The organism is Flavobacterium sp. KS-LB2, assembly GCF_036895565.1.
Classification (GTDB): domain Bacteria; phylum Bacteroidota; class Bacteroidia; order Flavobacteriales; family Flavobacteriaceae; genus Flavobacterium.
In genome coordinates this window covers 597,500-615,984 of the sequence record NZ_CP145904.1, presented here as the reverse complement: position 1 = coordinate 615,984, position 18,485 = coordinate 597,500, and the positions used below count along the sequence as shown (strand labels likewise).

Genomic DNA, 18,485 nt, shown 5'->3' with positions numbered 1-18,485 from the left:
TAGGATGGAAAAGATTATTGAAGAAAGTAAACAAGGGGAAAGTCTTGTTTTAGAACACAAATTAGGGAATACTAAAAAACTTTTTATAGAGAGTTACGGCTGTGCGATGAATTTTTCGGATAGTGAAATCGTAGCTTCTATTTTATCAGAAGGTGGATATAATACGACTCAAATACTAGAAGAAGCTGATTTGGTTTTGGTGAATACCTGTTCTATTCGAGACAAGGCAGAGCAAACTATTCGTAAACGTCTAGAAAAATACAATGCTGTAAAACGCATTAATCCAAAGATGAAAGTCGGGGTTTTGGGCTGTATGGCTGAACGACTGAAAGACAAATTCCTAGAAGAAGAAAAAATTGTTGATCTTGTTGTAGGTCCTGATGCGTATAAAGATTTACCTAATCTTTTAATGGAAGTAGAGGAAGGACGCGATGCTATAAATGTAATTTTGTCGAAAGATGAAACCTACGGTGACATTTCGCCTGTTCGATTGATGAGCAACGGAATTACGGCTTTGGTTTCTATCACGCGTGGTTGTGATAATATGTGCACTTTTTGTGTGGTGCCTTTTACCCGCGGACGTGAACGCAGCCGAGAACCGCAAAGTATTATGACTGAAATTCAGGATTTATGGGACAAAGGTTTTAAGGAGATTACGCTTTTGGGACAAAACGTGGATAGTTATTTATGGTATGGCGGCGGTTTGAAAAAAGATTTTGAGAATGCTACCGAAATGCAGAAAGCAACAGCAGTAGATTTTGACCAATTACTCGAAATGGTGGCTGTTGGTTTTCCTAAAATGCGCATTCGATTTTCGACATCCAATCCACAGGATATGCACGAAAGTGTCTTGCATGTGATTGCCAAACATCCTAATATTTGCAAGCACATTCACTTACCGGTACAATCAGGAAGTAACAGAATTCTAAAGGAAATGAATCGTTTGCACACGCGTGAAGAATACATGACTTTGATTGACAAAATCAGAACTATTATTCCAAACAGTTCGATTTCACAGGATATGATTGCTGGTTTCCCTACAGAAACTGAAGAAGATCATCAAGACACGATAAGCTTGATGGAATATGTGAAGTATAATTTTGGTTATATGTATTCGTACTCCGAACGTCCGGGAACATTAGCCGGAAGAAAAATGGAAGACGATGTGCCAGAGGAAACGAAAGCGCGAAGATTACAAGAAATTGTAGATTTACAACAAAAACACGCTTGGTTCCGCAGTGAAGAATTCATTGGACAAACGGTAGAAGTTTTGGTAGAAAAAGTTTCAAAAAAATCGACAGAAGAATTTTCTGGAAGAAATTCGCAAAGTATTACGGTAGTTTTTCCAAAGGAGAATTACAAGATTGGAGATTTTGTGAATGTGAGAATTACTTCTTGTACCAGCGGAACTTTGAAAGGAGAAGCAGTTGGTTTGAGTGAAATGAATTAAGAAAAGTTTAAAATTTAAGGTTTAAAGTTGTCTCAATAACTTGAAACTTTAAACAAAAATAACTTTAAACAAAAATAAAATATGGAATCAGTTCAAGCTATAAAACAACGATTTGAGATTATCGGGAATGACCCGAAGCTCAACCGTGCGATAGAAAAAGCCATTCAGGTAGCTCCAACTGATATTACCGTTTTAGTAGCGGGAGAAAGCGGTGTGGGAAAAGAGAATATTCCTAGAATTATTCATTCCCTTTCTCATAGAAAACACGGCAAATATATTGCAGTAAACTGCGGTGCTATTCCTGAAGGAACGATTGACAGTGAACTTTTCGGGCATGAGAAAGGTGCTTTTACTGGCGCAACTAATACGCGTGAAGGCTATTTCGAAGTGGCTGACGGAGGAACTATTTTTCTGGATGAAGTAGGTGAATTGCCTTTGACGACTCAAGTGCGTTTGTTACGTGTTCTTGAAAATGGCGAATTTATAAAAGTAGGTTCTTCCCAGGTTCAAAAAACTGATGTACGAATTGTAGCCGCTACAAATGTGAATTTATTTGATGCTATCGAAAAAGGGAAATTTCGTGAAGATTTATATTATCGTTTGAGTACAGTGGATATTACCTTGCCCCCTTTACGCGATCGAAAAGATGACATTCATTTGTTATTCAGGAAATTCGTTGCTGATTTTGCCCATAAATACAAAATGCCACCTTTAAAACTGGATGAAAATGCTGTCCAATTATTGCAGAAATTCCGTTGGAGCGGTAATATCCGACAATTGCGAAATGTAGCCGAACAAATTTCCGTTTTAGAAACGAATCGAGATATATCAGCAGTGACTTTGCAATCATATCTACCGGTTTTGGGAAACAATTTGCCATCTGTTATAAAGGATAAGAAAAGCGAAAGTGATTTTAGTACCGAAAGAGAAATTTTGTACAAAGTCCTTTTTGACATGAAAAGTGATTTGAATGATTTGAAAAAATTAACGTTGGAATTGATTCAAAATGGAAGTTCAAAAGTGCAAGAAACCAATCAGCATTTGATTAAAAAAATATACGGTTCCAAAGAAAACGATAGTGAAATTGATTTTGAAGAAGAACCGAGAGCATCTTTAATTGCTTCTCAAAACACTGATGATTTATACCAAGAGCATCATGACAATTATCTTTTTGCCGAAACAATCGAAGAAGAAGAAACGTTACGATTAGAACAAAAAGAAATTGAAATGATTAAGAAATCATTAGAAAAAAATAAAGGAAAACGAAAAGCCGCGGCAGATGAATTGGGTATTTCAGAACGGACTTTATATAGAAAAATTAAACAATTTGACTTGTAGTTTTTACCACAAAAACACTAAGACACAAATGATTTAATTCAAAAAGAATATCTTTGACCCAATCGTTAGCAATCAGACGAAGCAATTTTAAAATAGAAAATGAAATATATAAAACTTATTCTTCTTTCAATAATTATAGTAAGCATCAACAGTTGCTCGGTTTATAACTTTACCGGGACTGGTAAAATTGATGCCGAAACATTTCAAGTTGGCTTTTTTCAGAATAACGCTGAATTAATTGAACCTGGTATTGACAGAACATTTACATTAGAACTTCAAGATTTAATCCAGAATCAAACCAATTTAAACTTGGTCAAAAGTAGCGCTGATTTGACTTACGAAGGAGAAATTGTAGATTACAGGATAAGTCCAATGACTGCTACTGCAGATCAGCGAGCAGCTCAGAACCGATTAACCATTCGAGTGAATGTTCGTTTTACTAATAAGAAAAAAGAAACAGATGATTTTGAAAAACCATTCACTTTTTTCTACGATTATCCTGCGGAACAACAATTGACAGGAGCAACTTTAAACAGTGCTTTAAAGGAAATTTTTGAAAGAATTACACAAGACATCTTTAATGAGTCACTTGCAAAATGGTAATAAAAAAGTATTTAGTTGGCAGTTTTTAGTATTCAGTTAGCTACACCAAAAACTGAACACTGATTATAAAACACTGATTACTGAACATTGAACACTCAAAAAATGAACGTAACCGATTATACTTATTTGATTAATAAACCTGATGCTATCCACGAGAAGCAAACGGAAGCTTTGGAAAAAGTACTCATTGAGTTTCCTTATTTTCAAAGTGCCAGAGCGATTCAATTAAAAGGTCTTTACAATCAAAATAGCTTTAAATACAATACTGCTTTAAAAGTTACTGCAGCACATTCAACGGACCGATCTATTTTATTTGACTTCATTACTTCGGATACGTTCACTTCGATTCAAAAAGGTCTTTACGATAAAAAAGTACTAGAAATTCTTGATATAAATGTAGTTGACAGTGAAACCATTGTTACTGAAGAAAAAACGGAATCTAAAATAAATTCTTTAGAAAGATCCATACTTACTTCAATAAAAGAAGCTTCTGCTGTCGATGTTGATGATGCTTCAAAAACTACCGAAGAGAAACTGGCAATTGGAAAACCTTTAGATTTTTCTAAAAGTGAGCAACATTCCTTTCAAGAATGGCTTCAACTTTCCCGCACTGAACCTATCCAAAGAGAAAAAGAAAGTGCTATTAATTTACCACTTCCTGTAATAGATGAAGATAAAAGAAAGAAATTAGAATTAATCGATAAGTTTATTGAAGCCAGTCCAAAGATTTCTCCGGTAAAACATGGAGTTGCTTCTACTGTTACTTTTGACTTAAATGCAGCCGACAATTCTTTCTTGATGACAGAGACTTTGGCCAGAGTATATTTAGAACAAAAAAAATATCAAAAAGCGATTCAAGCTTATGAAATATTAATTTTGAAATATCCAGAAAAAAGTAGTTTCTTTGCAGACCGCATATCGGATATTAAGATTTTACAACATAATAATAATTAAACAATGAGCACATTTTCAATTTTTTTAGTTTTAATAACTATAGTTTGTTTTCTATTAATCGTAGTTATCATGGTTCAAAACCCTAAAGGTGGAGGATTATCATCTACAATAGGTGGTTCTCAAATGTTAGGTGGAGTACAAAAAACAACTGATTTTTTAGACAAAAGCACTTGGACATTAGCAACTATACTAATTGCACTTATACTACTTTCTAGCTTAAGCTTTACAGGAACATTAAGTGATACTGATTCTAAAATCATTGAAAACACAGGAAGTGCAGCACCAGCTACAAACACGCCAGCTGCTCCTGCTCAAAACACTCCTGCTGCAACAAATCCAGCAGAATAAATTATTACAACATATTCTAAATGCCAGCCTGTCAAAGCTGGCATTTTTTATAAGAAATTATGTCAGTTTCATTAGGATGGCACAATTTCTGAAATCTCCATAACCGTAATAAAAATAAATAATATAAAAATATACAATCATGGCTTTAAACATTAAACCTCTTTCAGACAGAGTTCTTATCGAACCCGTTGCAGCTGAAACAAAAACTGCTTCAGGAATTTTTATTCCAGATACAGCAAAAGAAAAACCACAAAAAGGAACTGTTGTTGCTGTTGGAAACGGAACAAAAGAACACACAATGACTGTAAAAATTGGTGATTCTGTGCTTTACGGAAAATACGCTGGTACGGAATTAAAACTGGAAGGAAAAGATTATTTGATCATGCGTGAAGACGATATTTTAGCAATTATCTAAATAGTATTAAGTCCTAAGAATTAAGTATCAAGACAACTTGAAACTTTAAACAAATTAAACTAATAATGAGGATGCGATTGCTTCGTACCTCGCAATGACAACAAAAATGGCAAAAGATATAAAATTTGATATTGAAGCACGTGACGGATTAAAACGCGGTGTTGATGCATTGGCAAATGCAGTAAAAGTAACTCTTGGACCAAAAGGTCGTAATGTAATTATTGGAAAAGCTTTTGGTGGACCAAACGTTACTAAAGATGGTGTTACCGTTGCAAAAGAAATTGAATTGAAAGATCCCTTGGAAAACATGGGTGCTCAAATGGTAAAAGAAGTAGCGTCAAAAACTAATGATTTAGCCGGAGACGGAACTACAACTGCAACTGTTTTGGCGCAAGCTATCGTAAAAGAAGGTTTGAAAAACGTTGCTGCAGGAGCAAATCCAATGGATTTGAAACGCGGAATTGACAAAGCGGTTGAGGCTATTGTAGCTGACTTAGCGAAACAAGCAAAAGTAGTAGGAAGTGATTCTGAAAAAATCAAACAAATTGCTTCAATTTCTGCTAACAATGACGAAGTAATTGGTGAGTTAATCGCTACTGCTTTCGCAAAAGTTGGAAAAGAAGGTGTTATCACTGTTGAAGAGGCTAAAGGAACTGATACGTATGTTGATGTTGTAGAAGGTATGCAATTTGACAGAGGATATCTTTCTCCATATTTTGTTACTAATTCAGAAAAAATGGAAGTAGAATTGGAAAATCCTTACATCCTTTTGTACGACAAAAAAGTTTCTTCATTAAAAGAATTATTGCCAGTTCTTGAGCCAGTTGCTCAATCTGGAAAACCATTATTGATTATTGCTGAAGATGTTGATGGTGAAGCATTATCTACATTGGTTGTAAATAAATTACGTGGAGCCTTGAAAATCGCTGCAGTAAAAGCTCCTGGTTTTGGAGACAGAAGAAAAGCTATGTTAGAAGATATTGCTATCTTAACTGGTGGAACTGTAATTTCCGAAGAAAGAGGATATACTTTAGAGAACACAACTATCGAAATGTTAGGAACTGCTAAAAAAGTGACTATCGATAAAGACAATACAACAATTGTTAGTGGTGCTGGCGACGCAGATATCATCAAAAATCGTGTCAACCAAATAAAAGGTCAAATGGAAGCTACAACTTCTGATTATGACAAAGAAAAATTACAAGAACGTTTGGCTAAATTAGCTGGTGGAGTTGCTGTACTTTATGTTGGTGCTGCTTCTGAAGTAGAAATGAAAGAGAAAAAAGACAGAGTTGATGATGCACTTCACGCAACTCGTGCTGCTGTTGAAGAAGGAATTGTTGCTGGTGGTGGTGTTGCTTTATTGAGAGCTAAAAATGCTTTAAGCACTCTAAAAGCTGACAACGCTGATGAAGCAACAGGAATTCAAATTGTATCTCGTGCCGTAGAGTCTCCATTGAGAACTATTGTTGAAAATGCAGGTCTTGAAGGTTCAGTTGTTGTTGCAAAAGTTGCTGAAGGAAAAGGTGATTTTGGATACAACGCAAAAACGGATGAATATGTTGACATGCTTAAAGCAGGTATTATTGATCCTAAAAAAGTAACTCGTGTAGCATTAGAAAACGCAGCTTCGGTTGCTGGAATGATCTTGACTACTGAATGTGCTTTGATTGATATCAAAGAAGATAACGGTGGCGGAAACCCAATGGGTGGTGGCATGCCAGGAATGATGTAATATCAATCTTATATAAATAAAAAACCGTCCCGATAATTTATCGAGACGGTTTTTTTATGAGTTGTAAATTGTTTATTCTTGAACTTTGGCTTTTTTACTAAACTTATATATTACAGGCAAAACGGTAATTCCAACTAATGCAATAACAATTATTTCGATGTGCTCTTTCAAATCAATTTGATAATTCTCAAGTAAAAAACCATATAAATAATGTCCAGCGAAAATCAAAGTGAATGACCAAATAAACGAACTTAGGATGTTGTAAAACATAAATTTCTTTTTATCCATCGAGACGATTCCAGCAACTATGGGCGCAAAAGTTCTAAATATTGGTAGGAATCGAGCGAAGATTATTGCCTTTCCACCATATTTTTCGAAGAAATCTTTTGACTGAACTAAGTATTTTCTTTTGAACCAAAAGCTATCTTGCTTGTTGTATAAATAATACCCACTTTTTGAACCAAACCAATAGCCAACTATATTACCCAAGATACCAGCTAAAGCAACAAGTGTTGACAAAAGAACAACATTTGCAAAATCATTTTCAATGAATAAAATGTTTTCTATTAAATCACGGCTGTAAATCCCTGCCAAAAACAACAAACTATCTCCTGGTAAAAAGAACCCCGCAAAAAGACCTGTTTCAGCAAAAACAATAAATAAAACTATATAAATTCCCAATTTAATTCCATTAATATCAAAATGAATATAAAAAAGCGGGTCAATCAAATTCTTCCAATCAAAATCGTTCATTCTAAGGTGTTTTATGCTACAATTATTTGTGCGTGAAAGTACGGATAATATATCTTAACCACAATTTATGCTACTATTTTAAAGTTTTATTAACTATTTAAATTAGCCGAATTAACTTTCCATTGCCAACAAGCAAATATTGTTTTTTTTATTCGGGATTCTAGCGCTTTAAAAACATGGCTTTTTATAGTTAACCCCCATAATTTCATTCAAAAAAACATTAAAAATTTGGCATTAAAAAAACCAAAGCTTTCACTTTGGTTTTCTTTAAAATTATTTTCGTTCATATCGGCAACAAGTATGAAGCTTTTCATAATCTTCCTTTAATGCCTTGACTTCATCTGTATCGTGACCAACTTTCGCAATCGCTTTTTGAATTGTAAGAACATCCGTTTTCTGTTCGTTTGTAATCAAATATAAAGTCCCACAATCCATATGCCAATCGGCAGATTTCACTCCCGAAACACTTAATGCCGCTTTTTCAATTCTCTTTTTACACATTTCACAATTCCCGCTCACATGAAATTCAACTTTAGCATTTTTATTTTTCACCTCTTGAGCCTGAGCTGTAAATCCAACAAATGTCAGTAACAATACTACTATTATATTTTTCATCATTTAATTTTTTAAGATTATTTAATTTTAAACCGTAAACCCGCATAATACATTTGCCCAAAAACTGGACCATAAACTATTGATGCATCAAAAGTAGGCCCAAATGGATTTTCATTACCTAAGATAACATTATCTTGTTTGTAATTTCCAATATTTTCTCCGCCAATATATATTTCAAAAGTAGAAGAAAAAGTTCTAGTAACTTGAATATTCATCACAGAAAATGAAGGTGAAAATTCAGGTAGCCTGTCTTCTACAGGATTTGTTGATGTATTAGGTAATTGCTGTTTTCCGAGCCAATTGAAAGTATAATCAAACTTCCATTGTTTTCCTTTATCCAAAATATGGGTTTCATATCCTAAATTTCCAAAGAAACGATGTTTTGCCTGCAATGGCCTTTGATACGTTCCTGACAAATAATCAGTTTGAATATCATAGAATTTGTAGGCTGTTCTCAAATTAAAATGCTTTTTCAGTTCATAATTAAACTCTACTTGCAAACTATTCGCATACGACTTCCCGTCTAAGTTATAAAACAAAACTTGTTGTGGACTTTGCATTACATCAACAACGGCCTGGTTTTGAAAATCGGTTCTGTAGAAATCAAACCCAACATCAGCACTTTTACCAAAAAGTAAAAAGCCCTGGATAAAACTCAGCCCGTAATTCCATGCAATTTCAGGATTTAAACCGTAAATTTTTCCATTAGTATTTAAAAAGTCAAAGGTTTTTGAACTTGCTAAAAGCTGTTGATTTTCGGCAAAAACATTAGCGCTTCGTTTCCCTCTTCCTGCTGAAAATCGCAAAACACCTTTCTCCCAAGGATTGTATCGCACATGCAATCTTGGCGTAGCAAAAGTTCCCAAACGATTATGATTGTCTATTCTACCGCCAAAAACTACGCTAAAATTATCCGTATTATCATACGTATATTCGAAAAAAGCGCCAACCGAATTATCAATCCTGCTGTAATCATTAGCATTGACAAACTCACCGTATTTGTCATAGGTGAAGTTCAGACCTGTTGAAAATTTATGTTTTGTGTTATTGATAATCGAATTAAAAATCAGGTTCGAATAATAACTTTTTTGTTTGATATTATATAGGTTTAAACCAAAATAAGAATTTTGATCATGGCTATTGAAAGCATTTTGAAAACCAATGCTCTGATAAGGCATATCGGGGAAAACATACCCTAATTTAGTAGAAACATCAAACCGCTCTGTATTGATTTCGGAACCCCAATAATTAGTTGTTCCCTTATCTCTATTAGGATCAAAATTTAATTCTCCCGTTTGTTTTTTATCATTCATATACCGGAAATTGATGAAACTCACCCATCCTTTTTCGGCATTGGTATATTGCCACCGATTTAAAACATTGATTTGTTTTGCTAATGGATTGTCCAGAAAACCATCGTCATTCATATCGTTTTTTGAAACTCTGGTGTTTCCATGAGCAAATAAACTACTACTCCATTTATCCGAAATTTTCTTGTTGAAATGGGCATTTAATTCGAATCGGGAATCTGTTGAACCATACGCATTAAGAAAAAATGGAATATCGCTGATGGGCTTTATCAATTCGGTATTAATTTGTCCCGAAATACTTTCGAAACCATTGACTACACTTCCGGCTCCTTTGGTAATTTGAATGCTTTCTACCCAAGTTCCCGGAGTGAATGACAATCCGTAAGCTTGAGAAGCACCACGTACCGAAGGAATGTTTTCCTCTGTAATCATCAAATAAGGACTCGTTAATCCCAGCATTTTTATTTGTTTCGTTCCCGTCAAAGCATCCGAAAAATTAACGTCGATTGAAGGATTGGTTTCAAAACTTTCTGCCAAATTACAACAAGCAGCTTTGAGTAGTTCTTTGCTTGTCAGTACTGTAGTATTAGCCGTTACGCTATATGATTTTTTTAAACTTTTACTGTTGCCTCTTACTTTTATCTCCTGCAAAGTATCTTGAGCAAAAGAATTAAAAGCGCAAAAGAAGAACAATAAAAGTATTGAAATTTGTTTTTGCATGATTGATTTTTAATGTTTGAAAAATGTAAAATCACAAAGCTGTGATTCAAGTTTTTATAGAAACATTAAAATTACGCGTAGAAAATATATTGGTGGTATAATTTAAAAAAAGGAGGCGCATTTGCATCGCAGTAATACGAAAGAAATGGACTGTTTTTAAAATTTGAAACAAATGAAAATGCAGAAGGATTCCATTCATTCATTTGAAATATAAAATCGGGATGAAAAGAGACTGTTTTTTGAATTAAATCATCTGTTTTCTTTTGAAATTCAACCTCTTTGTCTTTGCAACAATGTGATTCTTTTTCAACAACCCCACAACAATCTTTTTCTAATTTTTGGTCCTGAACTGGCGTTTTAAGAGTTACCGAGGTAATCTCACTTCCACAATAACGAACATTAAATGCTAATCCCATATTGGAAACCAATACGAAAAAAGCCAGAAGTATACTTATATGTTTGTTAAATTTCACCTTGTAAAATTAGTGATTTTATCACATCAAAAAATTAAATTTATAAAGAATTCACAACTCAAATTCTTGTCCCATTAGAGGAATTTTACAGTCAAAACCATATTTTTCATGAATTTTTATACGAAGCTCATCCATAGGCTCATTTTCTCCATGCACAAGAAAAACTCGGGTAGGTTTATTTTCCAATTCTGACAGCCAGTTAAGCAAATCTTTTTGATCTCCATGTGCAGACAAACCTTGTATTTCCAGAATATTAGCTTTTATAGGATAATAGCGTCCATGAATTTTAATTTCTTTTGCTCCTTCCAGTAATTTTCTCCCACGTGTTCCTTCGGCTTGATATCCCACAATAATTACGGTAGTTTCCGGAAGATTAATATAATGTTCGAGATAACCCAGTACTCTTCCTCCAGTTACCATTCCGCTGGCAGCAATAACCACTTTAGGCTGTTCGTCAAAAATGACCTGCATGGTTTCTTGATAATCAGAAACCAATGAAAACATTTTACTCATTTCGGCACATTCCTCCAGCGATAGCTTGTGCCATTTTTTATTATTCGAAAAAATATTCAGTGCATTAATCCCCATTGGAGTATCGATAATATAAGGAATATTGGGAATTCTATCTTCTTCCCTTAGCTGCCACAGCAAATACATGATGGTTTGAGCACGCTCTACGGCAAAACTCGGAATAATAATCGTTCCTCCTTTTTGAATAGTATTGTTGATATACGTTTCCAGCTCTAACTTTGCATCCGTATGAGGATGCAATCGATTACCATAGGTACTTTCGAGAAAAATATAATCGGCTTTTTTGGGCTTGGTTGGCGGATACATCAACACATCATCATCACGTCCAATGTCTCCAGAAAAAACTAATGTTTTATTTTCAAGTGTCAATGCAATGCTACAAGCGCCTAAAATATGACCTGCATTTGTAAAAACGGCTTCAATTTGGGCATCTAAAGGAACTGACTCATTGGTTTTAATTACTCTAAAAAACGGAAAAACTTTTTCAACCTGTTCTACCGTATAAAGTGGTTCGGCGATTTCATGTTTGGAATATTTTCCTTCATTTGCATTTTTAGCTTCTTCTTCTTGAATTTTAGCACTATCCAAAAGTATGAGTTTAGTAATATCTTTTGTGGGACTCGTGCAATAAATTTTGCCTTCAAAACCTTGATTTACCAACCTTGGCAACCAACCGCAATGATCTAAATGACCATGCGTAAGCAAAACAAAGTCTATCGTGGACGGCAAAATAGGTAAAGGTTCCCAATTGAGTTCTCTCAAAGGCTTAATACCTTGAAACAACCCACAATCTATCAAAATCCGAATCCCATTACTTTCAATTAATGTTTTAGAACCAGTCACAGTACCTGCTCCACCAATAAATTTAACTTTCATATGATTTCAATTTAAAATTAAACAATCTTGCATTATTTTAAATATAACGGCATAATTCCGATGCTTCTTTTAATACATGTTTTATTCGGTTTGGACTCAATCCTATTTTTTCTAAACTATCCGAATTATTTATAATTTCTTTTACCAAGATAACATCCAATATCAACAATTTATCCTTTTCAGCTATCGATAAAGTAGTTAAACAAGTTACTGGATAAAGATAATAAGTGTCATTTTTCGTTTTTAGATTATTGCCCTCTGGATAATTCCAACTTAATAAACTCAATCCTGAACAATTCGAAAAATCAACAGCATCTGTTGTAAACCTATTATTGGTAACAATCCAACACTTTGAAATGCTATCTCTTTTATCAAAAATGGTATGGTGCCTTTCCTTTAAGTCATTGAAACGTGACAAAATATACATAGGAACTTTTACATCAGAAGCTGCGTCCCTACCCAAGTGATATTTGCACTCCACCATAGAAATACACTCATTTTTTTTTATTAAAACATCTATTTCATGCAATACGCATTTACCCTGCAAAGTCATGTTAGTTATCGTTTGATACTGTTCTGAAGCAAAAAGACGGGCTATATATTTTTCGAAAAAGAAACCTGCAGGTCCTAACAATCGTATCGCTTCTCTTAAATTATAACGTGCTGCATGGGAGTTAGCCGTTTTTTTTAATAATGAAAAAGCCATTTTGTAAATATGCTTAGTAGCAATTCCCTCATACATTTGTTTTTTTATCTCATGAAGGATATTATCGACCACAATAGCACTTGCTCCAGATTTCAAAAGTGAGTTTTTAAGTTTATCCGGATTAAATTCGACAATATCACCTGAATGTTTTGTTATTTTCATACCCTTATTTATTTGAAAAACAAAGACTTAAACCAACATTAAAGATACAGAAAAAAGACTACTTATTCTGTTTTTGATAATAAAATCCAGGAACAAATAACAAGACAAAAATAGGCTGAATCAAGAACCTGCGAACATAAAACAAAACCCAATTACTGTGCTCAGAAGCGAAATAGATTATGAAGAAAAAAGTAACAATTAAAATCATGAAGAAAAAGTAATACACGACAAAGGCAAATTTAACCATGGCAACATCTTTGAAAAGGACATAAATTATTCCCAATGAGATAGCGGTATTTAAAGTATAACGAAACAACAGACCAAAAAACAATTGGGTCGAATTGAAACTTGGCAATCTTAACTTAGTAAAATCTTTTTTGAAGAAATCTAAAAAAGGATCATAAAATAATTGATTTTCAAAAGCGCGAATAAGGACTAATAATACAACCAAAAAAAGGAATTGTATTAATCTCAGCTTATTATTTAGTATTTTTTGAAGCATATCTCGAAAATTTACGAACCCAAATTAACCACAAAATAAAAACTACACCATAAATATACAAAGGAAAAAGGACTCCATGTAAAAATGATTCTTGTTTTGGAAAATAAAAAATTAATGCACTTAGAGCCGCTATCCTCAAAACATTTAGTACGTAAATAAGTAGGCTTCCGCCAAAAATAAAAAGCAGGGTTGTTTTTAGTTTCCCCGAAAAAGCTACTACAAATGAAATGAACAAAATAATTACACTAATCGCATTGCAACCTTCAACAATTCTAGCTACATATTGCTGATTAAAAAACAACTTCATATAAGGATGCGCAGCACTTTCCTCAATTATAGATCCATTATTAAAAAGCTGCATCACATATTCTGTATGTTCACTCACCATTCTAGTAATAGAATCTACTCTATTTTCCTCAAATCCGTTAAGATAGCGCTGATACAAAAAAGTCAGTACTATGTAACTCAAAAAAAAGGTAGCTAGAAAAAGTAAAAATGGCTTGTAGAGGATAAAATATTTTTTCAAAATCTATTTTTTAACAAATTTATGCAATTTTTGAAACGGGCTTTAAATACTTTTGTATAAATAAAAAATTAAAAACATGACATTTCAAGAATTACAACCAAAAGTAACCGAAATCACATTAAATACAACGCTTTCAAGAGATGAAAAACTGTTGTCTGTTTGTCAATTGCTTAGCGACTCTATTTCCTACTACAATTGGGTAGGATTCTATTTTGCTAACCACGATACAAAAACCTTACACTTAGGTCCTTATGTTGGAGCTGAGACGGATCATACTGTAATCCCTTTTGGAAAAGGTATTTGCGGACAAGTGGCGGTTTCTAATGAGAATTTTGTAGTCCCAGATGTTTCGGCACAAGACAATTACATCGCTTGTAGTTTTACCGTAAAATCAGAAATTGTAGTACCACTTTTCGTAAACGGAGAAAATATAGGACAAATTGATATTGATAGCCATGTCTTAGATCCTTTCACTGAAGAGGATGAAAAGTTCTTAGAGTTTGTGAATGAGGAAATTGCGAAATTATATTAAGTTTTAAAATAATTCATAATTCATAATTCATAATTCATAATTATTTTTTACTTTTGCACCCGTCCTATAATAGATATACGACATACATAAAAATCATTAAACAAATATTGGAATGTATTTAACTAAAGAGATTAAAGAAGAAATCTTCGCACAACACGGAGAAAAAACAAACACTGGAAAAGCAGAAGCACAAATCGCTTTGTTCACTTTCAGAATTAGCCACTTAACTGAGCATTTGAAAAAAAATCGTCACGATTATAACACAGAGCGTTCATTAGTATTGCTAGTAGGTAAAAGAAGATCTTTGTTGGATTACTTGAAAAAGAAAGAAATCAACAGATACCGTGAAATTATCAAAGTATTGAATATCAGAAAATAATCAATATAAAAGAGGTGCGAAAGTGCCTCTTTTTTTATTTTACAATTTAAAGTCTAAAGATTCTATTTTGGTCCTGACACAAAAGGGATTAGAATCAAGACAAAACAATAAAGTTTGTACTAATTAGTATAGATGAATAAAAAAAGTTTGGTTTTTCATTGGGTTTTAGGCATTAACTACGCAAAACAACAACTACAACACAACTAGAACCCATGTTTAACTAATAAATTAAATTTATGATTCCACAATTATTTGTAGAAAGTATCGATTTAGGTGATGGCAGAAACATCACAATCGAGACAGGTCGTTTAGCCAAACAAGCAGACGGATCTGTAGTAGTAAGAATTGGAAAAACTGTTATTTTAGGAACAGTAGTATCCTCAAGAAAAGCAAGTCCAGGTATCGATTTTTTACCACTTACGGTAGATTATCGTGAAAAATTTGCTGCAGCAGGCCGTTTTCCTGGTGGTTTCTTCAAAAGAGAAGCGCGTCCAAGTGATAACGAAGTATTGACTATGCGTTTAGTAGACCGTGTATTGCGTCCACTTTTCCCAGATGATTACCACGCCGAAGTTCAAGTGATGATTCAATTAATGTCTTATGACGAAGATGTAATGCCAGATGCATTAGCAGGTTTAGCAGCATCGGCAGCATTAGCATTGTCTGACATTCCTTTCGAAACTTTGATTTCTGAAGCTAGAGTTGGAAGAATTGATGGTAAATTCATCATCAATCCAAGTCGTGCTCAATTAGCATTATCTGATATTGATATGATGATTGGAGCTTCTATGGATTCTATCGCAATGGTAGAAGGTGAAATGAAAGAGATTTCAGAAGCTGAAATGTTAGAGGCAATTAAATTTGCTCACGAACACATCAAAAACCAAATTTCAGCTCAATTGCGTTTGCAAGCTGCTTTTGGAAAAAAAGAAGTTCGTACTTACGAAACTGAAAAAACAGATGAGACTATTTACGCAAAAGTAAAAGCAGCATCTTACGATAAAATCTATGCTATTGCAAGCAAAGGTTCTTCTAAACAAGAACGTACAGCTGCATTTGCAGAAGTAAAAGAAGAAGTAAAAGCGTTATTTACAGAAGAAGAATTGGCAGAAAATGGCGATTTAGTTTCTAAATATTTTTACAAAACAAACAAAGAAGCGGTTCGTAACGTAACCTTAGATTTAGGAACACGTCTAGACGGAAGAAAAACTACCGAAATCAGACCAATCTGGTGCGAAGTAGATTATTTACCATCAGTTCACGGATCAGCATTGTTTACTCGTGGAGAAACGCAAGCATTGGCAACAGCCACTTTAGGAACTTCTAGAGAAGCAAACCAAATTGACTCTCCATCTGAACAAGGTGAAGAAAAATTCTACTTGCACTATAACTTCCCTCCTTTCTCAACTGGTGAAGCTCGTCCGTTAAGAGGAACTTCTAGAAGAGAAGTAGGTCACGGAAACTTGGCGCAAAGAGCATTAAAAAACATGATTCCTGCTGATTGTCCTTATACAATTCGTGTGGTATCTGAAGTATTAGAATCAAATGGTTCTTCTTCTATGGCTACCGTTTGTGCTGGAACATTATCATTAATGGATGCTGGTATCCAAATGATTCGTCCCGTTTCTGGAATCGCTATGGGATTGATTACTGATGGAGATCGTTTTGCTGTATTGTCAGATATTCTTGGTGACGAAGATCACTTAGGTGATATGGACTTTAAAGTAACTGGAACTTCTGTAGGAATTACAGCTTGTCAAATGGACATCAAAATTGACGGATTGAAATACGAGATTATGGAAGCAGCATTGGCGCAAGCTCGTGATGGTCGTTTGCATATCCTTGGAAAATTAATCGAAACTTTGGCAGCTCCTAAAGAAGATGTTAAAGCATACGCTCCAAAAATCATTACAAGAAGAATTCCAAATGCATTCATTGGTGCCTTAATTGGTCCTGGTGGAAAAGTGATTCAAGAATTACAAAAAGCTACTGGAACAACTATTGTAATCAATGAAGATCCAATTACTGAAGAAGGAGTTATCGAAATTTTAGGAACAGATCCTGCTGGAATCGAAGCGGTATTGGCTAAAATTAAGTCGATTACTTTCAAACCTCAAATGAACGAGACTTACGAAGTAAAAGTAATCAAAATGTTAGATTTTGGTGCCGTTGTAGAATATACAGCAGCTCCAGGAAACGAAGTTTTATTACACGTATCGGAACTAGCTTGGGAACGTACTGAAAATGTTTCTGATGTAGTAAAAATGGGTGATGTATTCGAAGTAAAATACTTAGGATTAGATCCAAAAACTAGAAAAGAAAAAGTGTCAAGAAAAGCACTTATGCCAAGACCTCCACGTGAGGAAAGAAAAGAGTAATCAGATCTTAAGTTTACTAAAGGTTTATTTATAGGAAATCCCGTTTCATGAATTTGAAACGGGATTTTTGTTTTAATTTAAATTATTTTCAAAACTATTGTAACTTTTTTGAAACTCCATACGTATAATCATTTGTACACTTAAAAATTGAGGAGACAAAAAAAAACATGAGACAACTAAAAATCACCAAGCAGGTAACCAATCGTGAAACTGCTTCATTAGACAAGTATTTACAAGAAATTGGTAAAGTTGACCTTATTACCGCTGACGAAGAGGTAGAATTAGCACAAAAGATTAAAGCCGGTGACCAGAAAGCATTAGAGAAATTGACAAAAGCCAATTTACGTTTCGTGGTTTCGGTAGCAAAACAATATCAAAATCAAGGATTAACACTTCCCGATTTGATTAACGAAGGGAATTTAGGATTGATAAAAGCAGCACAACGTTTTGATGAAACACGTGGTTTCAAATTCATTTCGTATGCTGTATGGTGGATTCGTCAATCTATATTGCAAGCATTGGCTGAACAATCCCGTATCGTTCGTTTGCCTTTGAACAAAATTGGTTCTATCAATAAAATCAACAAAATGTACGCTTTATTAGAGCAATCTAACGAACGTCCACCATCTGCTGAGGAAATTGCAAAAGAGCTTGACATGACCGTAAATGACGTAAAAGAGAGCATGAAAAACTCTGGTCGTCACTTATCAATGGATGCGCCGCTTGTAGAAGGTGAAGATTCTAACCTTTACGATGTATTGCGTTCTGGTGAATCACCAAATCCAGACAGAGAATTAATCCACGAATCATTGCGTACCGAAATCGAGCGTTCATTAGAAACATTGACTCCAAGAGAGGCTGATGTAGTTCGTTTATATTTTGGTCTTGGTGATCAACACCCAATGACATTAGAGGAAATAGGAGAAACTTTCGACTTAACTCGTGAGCGTGTACGTCAAATCAAGGAAAAAGCAATACGCAGATTAAAACACACTTCAAGAAGTAAAATATTAAAAACCTATTTAGGTTAAAAATAGTCTAAAGTCATAAAGTCTAAAGTTATAAAGTCATTGTACTTTGTGACTTTAGACTTTTAAACTTTAAGACTTGTAAAAGTAACGACGGTCTGATTAACTGTTCGTTTTTTGATTGATGATTGAAACTCCGGCTGATTACCGG

19 protein-coding genes are annotated in these 18,485 nt (G+C 34.1%); 11 read left to right on the top strand and 8 right to left on the bottom strand.

The annotated features are described in order from the left end of the window. Window positions 1-4 precede the first annotated feature (4 nt). The 7 genes from miaB (at window position 5) to groL (ending at window position 6,843) form a co-directional block, all read left to right on the top strand. Window positions 5-1,450 (top strand): tRNA (N6-isopentenyl adenosine(37)-C2)-methylthiotransferase MiaB, encoded by a 1,446-nt coding sequence (gene miaB, locus V5J73_RS02715; RefSeq protein WP_338647431.1) that lies wholly within the window; start codon window positions 5-7, stop codon window positions 1,448-1,450. 81 nt (window positions 1,451-1,531) lie between these two features. After that, window positions 1,532-2,788, top strand: a complete 1,257-nt coding sequence (locus tag V5J73_RS02710) for a sigma-54 interaction domain-containing protein (RefSeq protein ID WP_338647428.1) — start codon at window positions 1,532-1,534, stop codon at window positions 2,786-2,788. Between the two features lie 99 nt (window positions 2,789-2,887). Next, window positions 2,888-3,391, top strand: a complete 504-nt coding sequence (locus tag V5J73_RS02705; RefSeq protein ID WP_099714466.1) for an LptE family protein — start codon at window positions 2,888-2,890, stop codon at window positions 3,389-3,391. 102 nt (window positions 3,392-3,493) lie between these two features. Further along, window positions 3,494-4,345: a tetratricopeptide repeat protein gene (locus V5J73_RS02700; protein WP_338647427.1), complete on the top strand. Its 852-nt coding sequence runs from the start codon at window positions 3,494-3,496 to the stop codon at window positions 4,343-4,345. Window positions 4,346-4,348: 3 nt separating this feature from the next. After that, a complete protein-coding gene (gene secG, locus V5J73_RS02695) occupies window positions 4,349-4,693 on the top strand; it encodes a preprotein translocase subunit SecG (RefSeq protein WP_099714465.1) in 345 nt (114 codons plus the stop codon). 139 nt (window positions 4,694-4,832) lie between these two features. Further along, a complete protein-coding gene (locus V5J73_RS02690; protein WP_007137725.1) occupies window positions 4,833-5,108 on the top strand; it encodes a co-chaperone GroES in 276 nt (91 codons plus the stop codon). A 106-nt stretch (window positions 5,109-5,214) separates the two neighbouring features. Then, window positions 5,215-6,843: a chaperonin GroEL gene (groL, locus tag V5J73_RS02685; RefSeq protein WP_338647424.1), complete on the top strand. Its 1,629-nt coding sequence runs from the start codon at window positions 5,215-5,217 to the stop codon at window positions 6,841-6,843. 72 nt (window positions 6,844-6,915) lie between these two features. On the opposite strand, the gene V5J73_RS02680 is transcribed toward groL, so the two are convergent. From V5J73_RS02680 to xrtF, 8 genes are all read right to left on the bottom strand, one after another. After that, on the bottom strand, window positions 6,916-7,596 hold the full coding sequence (locus V5J73_RS02680) for a DedA family protein (RefSeq protein ID WP_338647422.1): 681 nt from the start codon (window positions 7,594-7,596) through the stop codon (window positions 6,916-6,918). Between the two features lie 273 nt (window positions 7,597-7,869). After that, the gene (locus V5J73_RS02675; RefSeq protein WP_338647421.1) at window positions 7,870-8,214 is read right to left on the bottom strand and encodes a heavy-metal-associated domain-containing protein; all 345 of its coding nucleotides are present in this window, start codon (window positions 8,212-8,214) and stop codon (window positions 7,870-7,872) included. Between the two features lie 14 nt (window positions 8,215-8,228). Beyond that, a complete protein-coding gene (locus V5J73_RS02670; protein WP_338647419.1) occupies window positions 8,229-10,241 on the bottom strand; it encodes a TonB-dependent receptor plug domain-containing protein in 2,013 nt (670 codons plus the stop codon). A 71-nt stretch (window positions 10,242-10,312) separates the two neighbouring features. Then, a complete protein-coding gene (locus V5J73_RS02665; RefSeq protein ID WP_338647417.1) occupies window positions 10,313-10,657 on the bottom strand; it encodes an HYC_CC_PP family protein in 345 nt (114 codons plus the stop codon). 108 nt (window positions 10,658-10,765) lie between these two features. Continuing rightward, window positions 10,766-12,121 (bottom strand): MBL fold metallo-hydrolase, encoded by a 1,356-nt coding sequence (locus V5J73_RS02660; protein ID WP_338647415.1) that lies wholly within the window; start codon window positions 12,119-12,121, stop codon window positions 10,766-10,768. Between the two features lie 37 nt (window positions 12,122-12,158). Next, window positions 12,159-12,989 carry an ATP cone domain-containing protein gene (locus V5J73_RS02655; RefSeq protein WP_338647413.1) on the bottom strand — a complete coding sequence of 277 codons (831 nt, stop codon included), beginning with the start codon at window positions 12,987-12,989 and terminating at the stop codon, window positions 12,159-12,161. A gap of 58 nt (window positions 12,990-13,047) precedes the next feature. Further along, the gene (locus V5J73_RS02650; protein ID WP_445236408.1) at window positions 13,048-13,491 is read right to left on the bottom strand and encodes an exosortase F system-associated membrane protein; all 444 of its coding nucleotides are present in this window, start codon (window positions 13,489-13,491) and stop codon (window positions 13,048-13,050) included. Then, window positions 13,469-14,017 (bottom strand): exosortase family protein XrtF, encoded by a 549-nt coding sequence (gene xrtF / locus V5J73_RS02645; protein WP_338647408.1) that lies wholly within the window; start codon window positions 14,015-14,017, stop codon window positions 13,469-13,471. The genes V5J73_RS02650 and xrtF overlap by 23 nt, the downstream gene beginning before the upstream one ends. 76 nt (window positions 14,018-14,093) lie before the next feature. Here xrtF and V5J73_RS02640 point away from each other — a divergent pair, with 76 nt between their 5' ends. The 4 genes from V5J73_RS02640 (at window position 14,094) to V5J73_RS02625 (ending at window position 18,337) form a co-directional block, all read left to right on the top strand. Continuing rightward, complete coding sequence (locus V5J73_RS02640) at window positions 14,094-14,549, top strand: GAF domain-containing protein (protein WP_338647406.1); 456 nt, start codon at window positions 14,094-14,096, stop codon at window positions 14,547-14,549. A 112-nt stretch (window positions 14,550-14,661) separates the two neighbouring features. Then, window positions 14,662-14,928 (top strand): 30S ribosomal protein S15, encoded by a 267-nt coding sequence (gene rpsO / locus V5J73_RS02635; RefSeq protein WP_144889279.1) that lies wholly within the window; start codon window positions 14,662-14,664, stop codon window positions 14,926-14,928. A 236-nt stretch (window positions 14,929-15,164) separates the two neighbouring features. Beyond that, window positions 15,165-17,306 (top strand): polyribonucleotide nucleotidyltransferase, encoded by a 2,142-nt coding sequence (locus V5J73_RS02630; RefSeq protein ID WP_338647404.1) that lies wholly within the window; start codon window positions 15,165-15,167, stop codon window positions 17,304-17,306. A gap of 167 nt (window positions 17,307-17,473) precedes the next feature. After that, the gene (locus tag V5J73_RS02625) at window positions 17,474-18,337 is read left to right on the top strand and encodes a sigma-70 family RNA polymerase sigma factor (protein WP_007137700.1); all 864 of its coding nucleotides are present in this window, start codon (window positions 17,474-17,476) and stop codon (window positions 18,335-18,337) included. The last annotated feature ends 148 nt before the right edge of the window (window positions 18,338-18,485 follow it).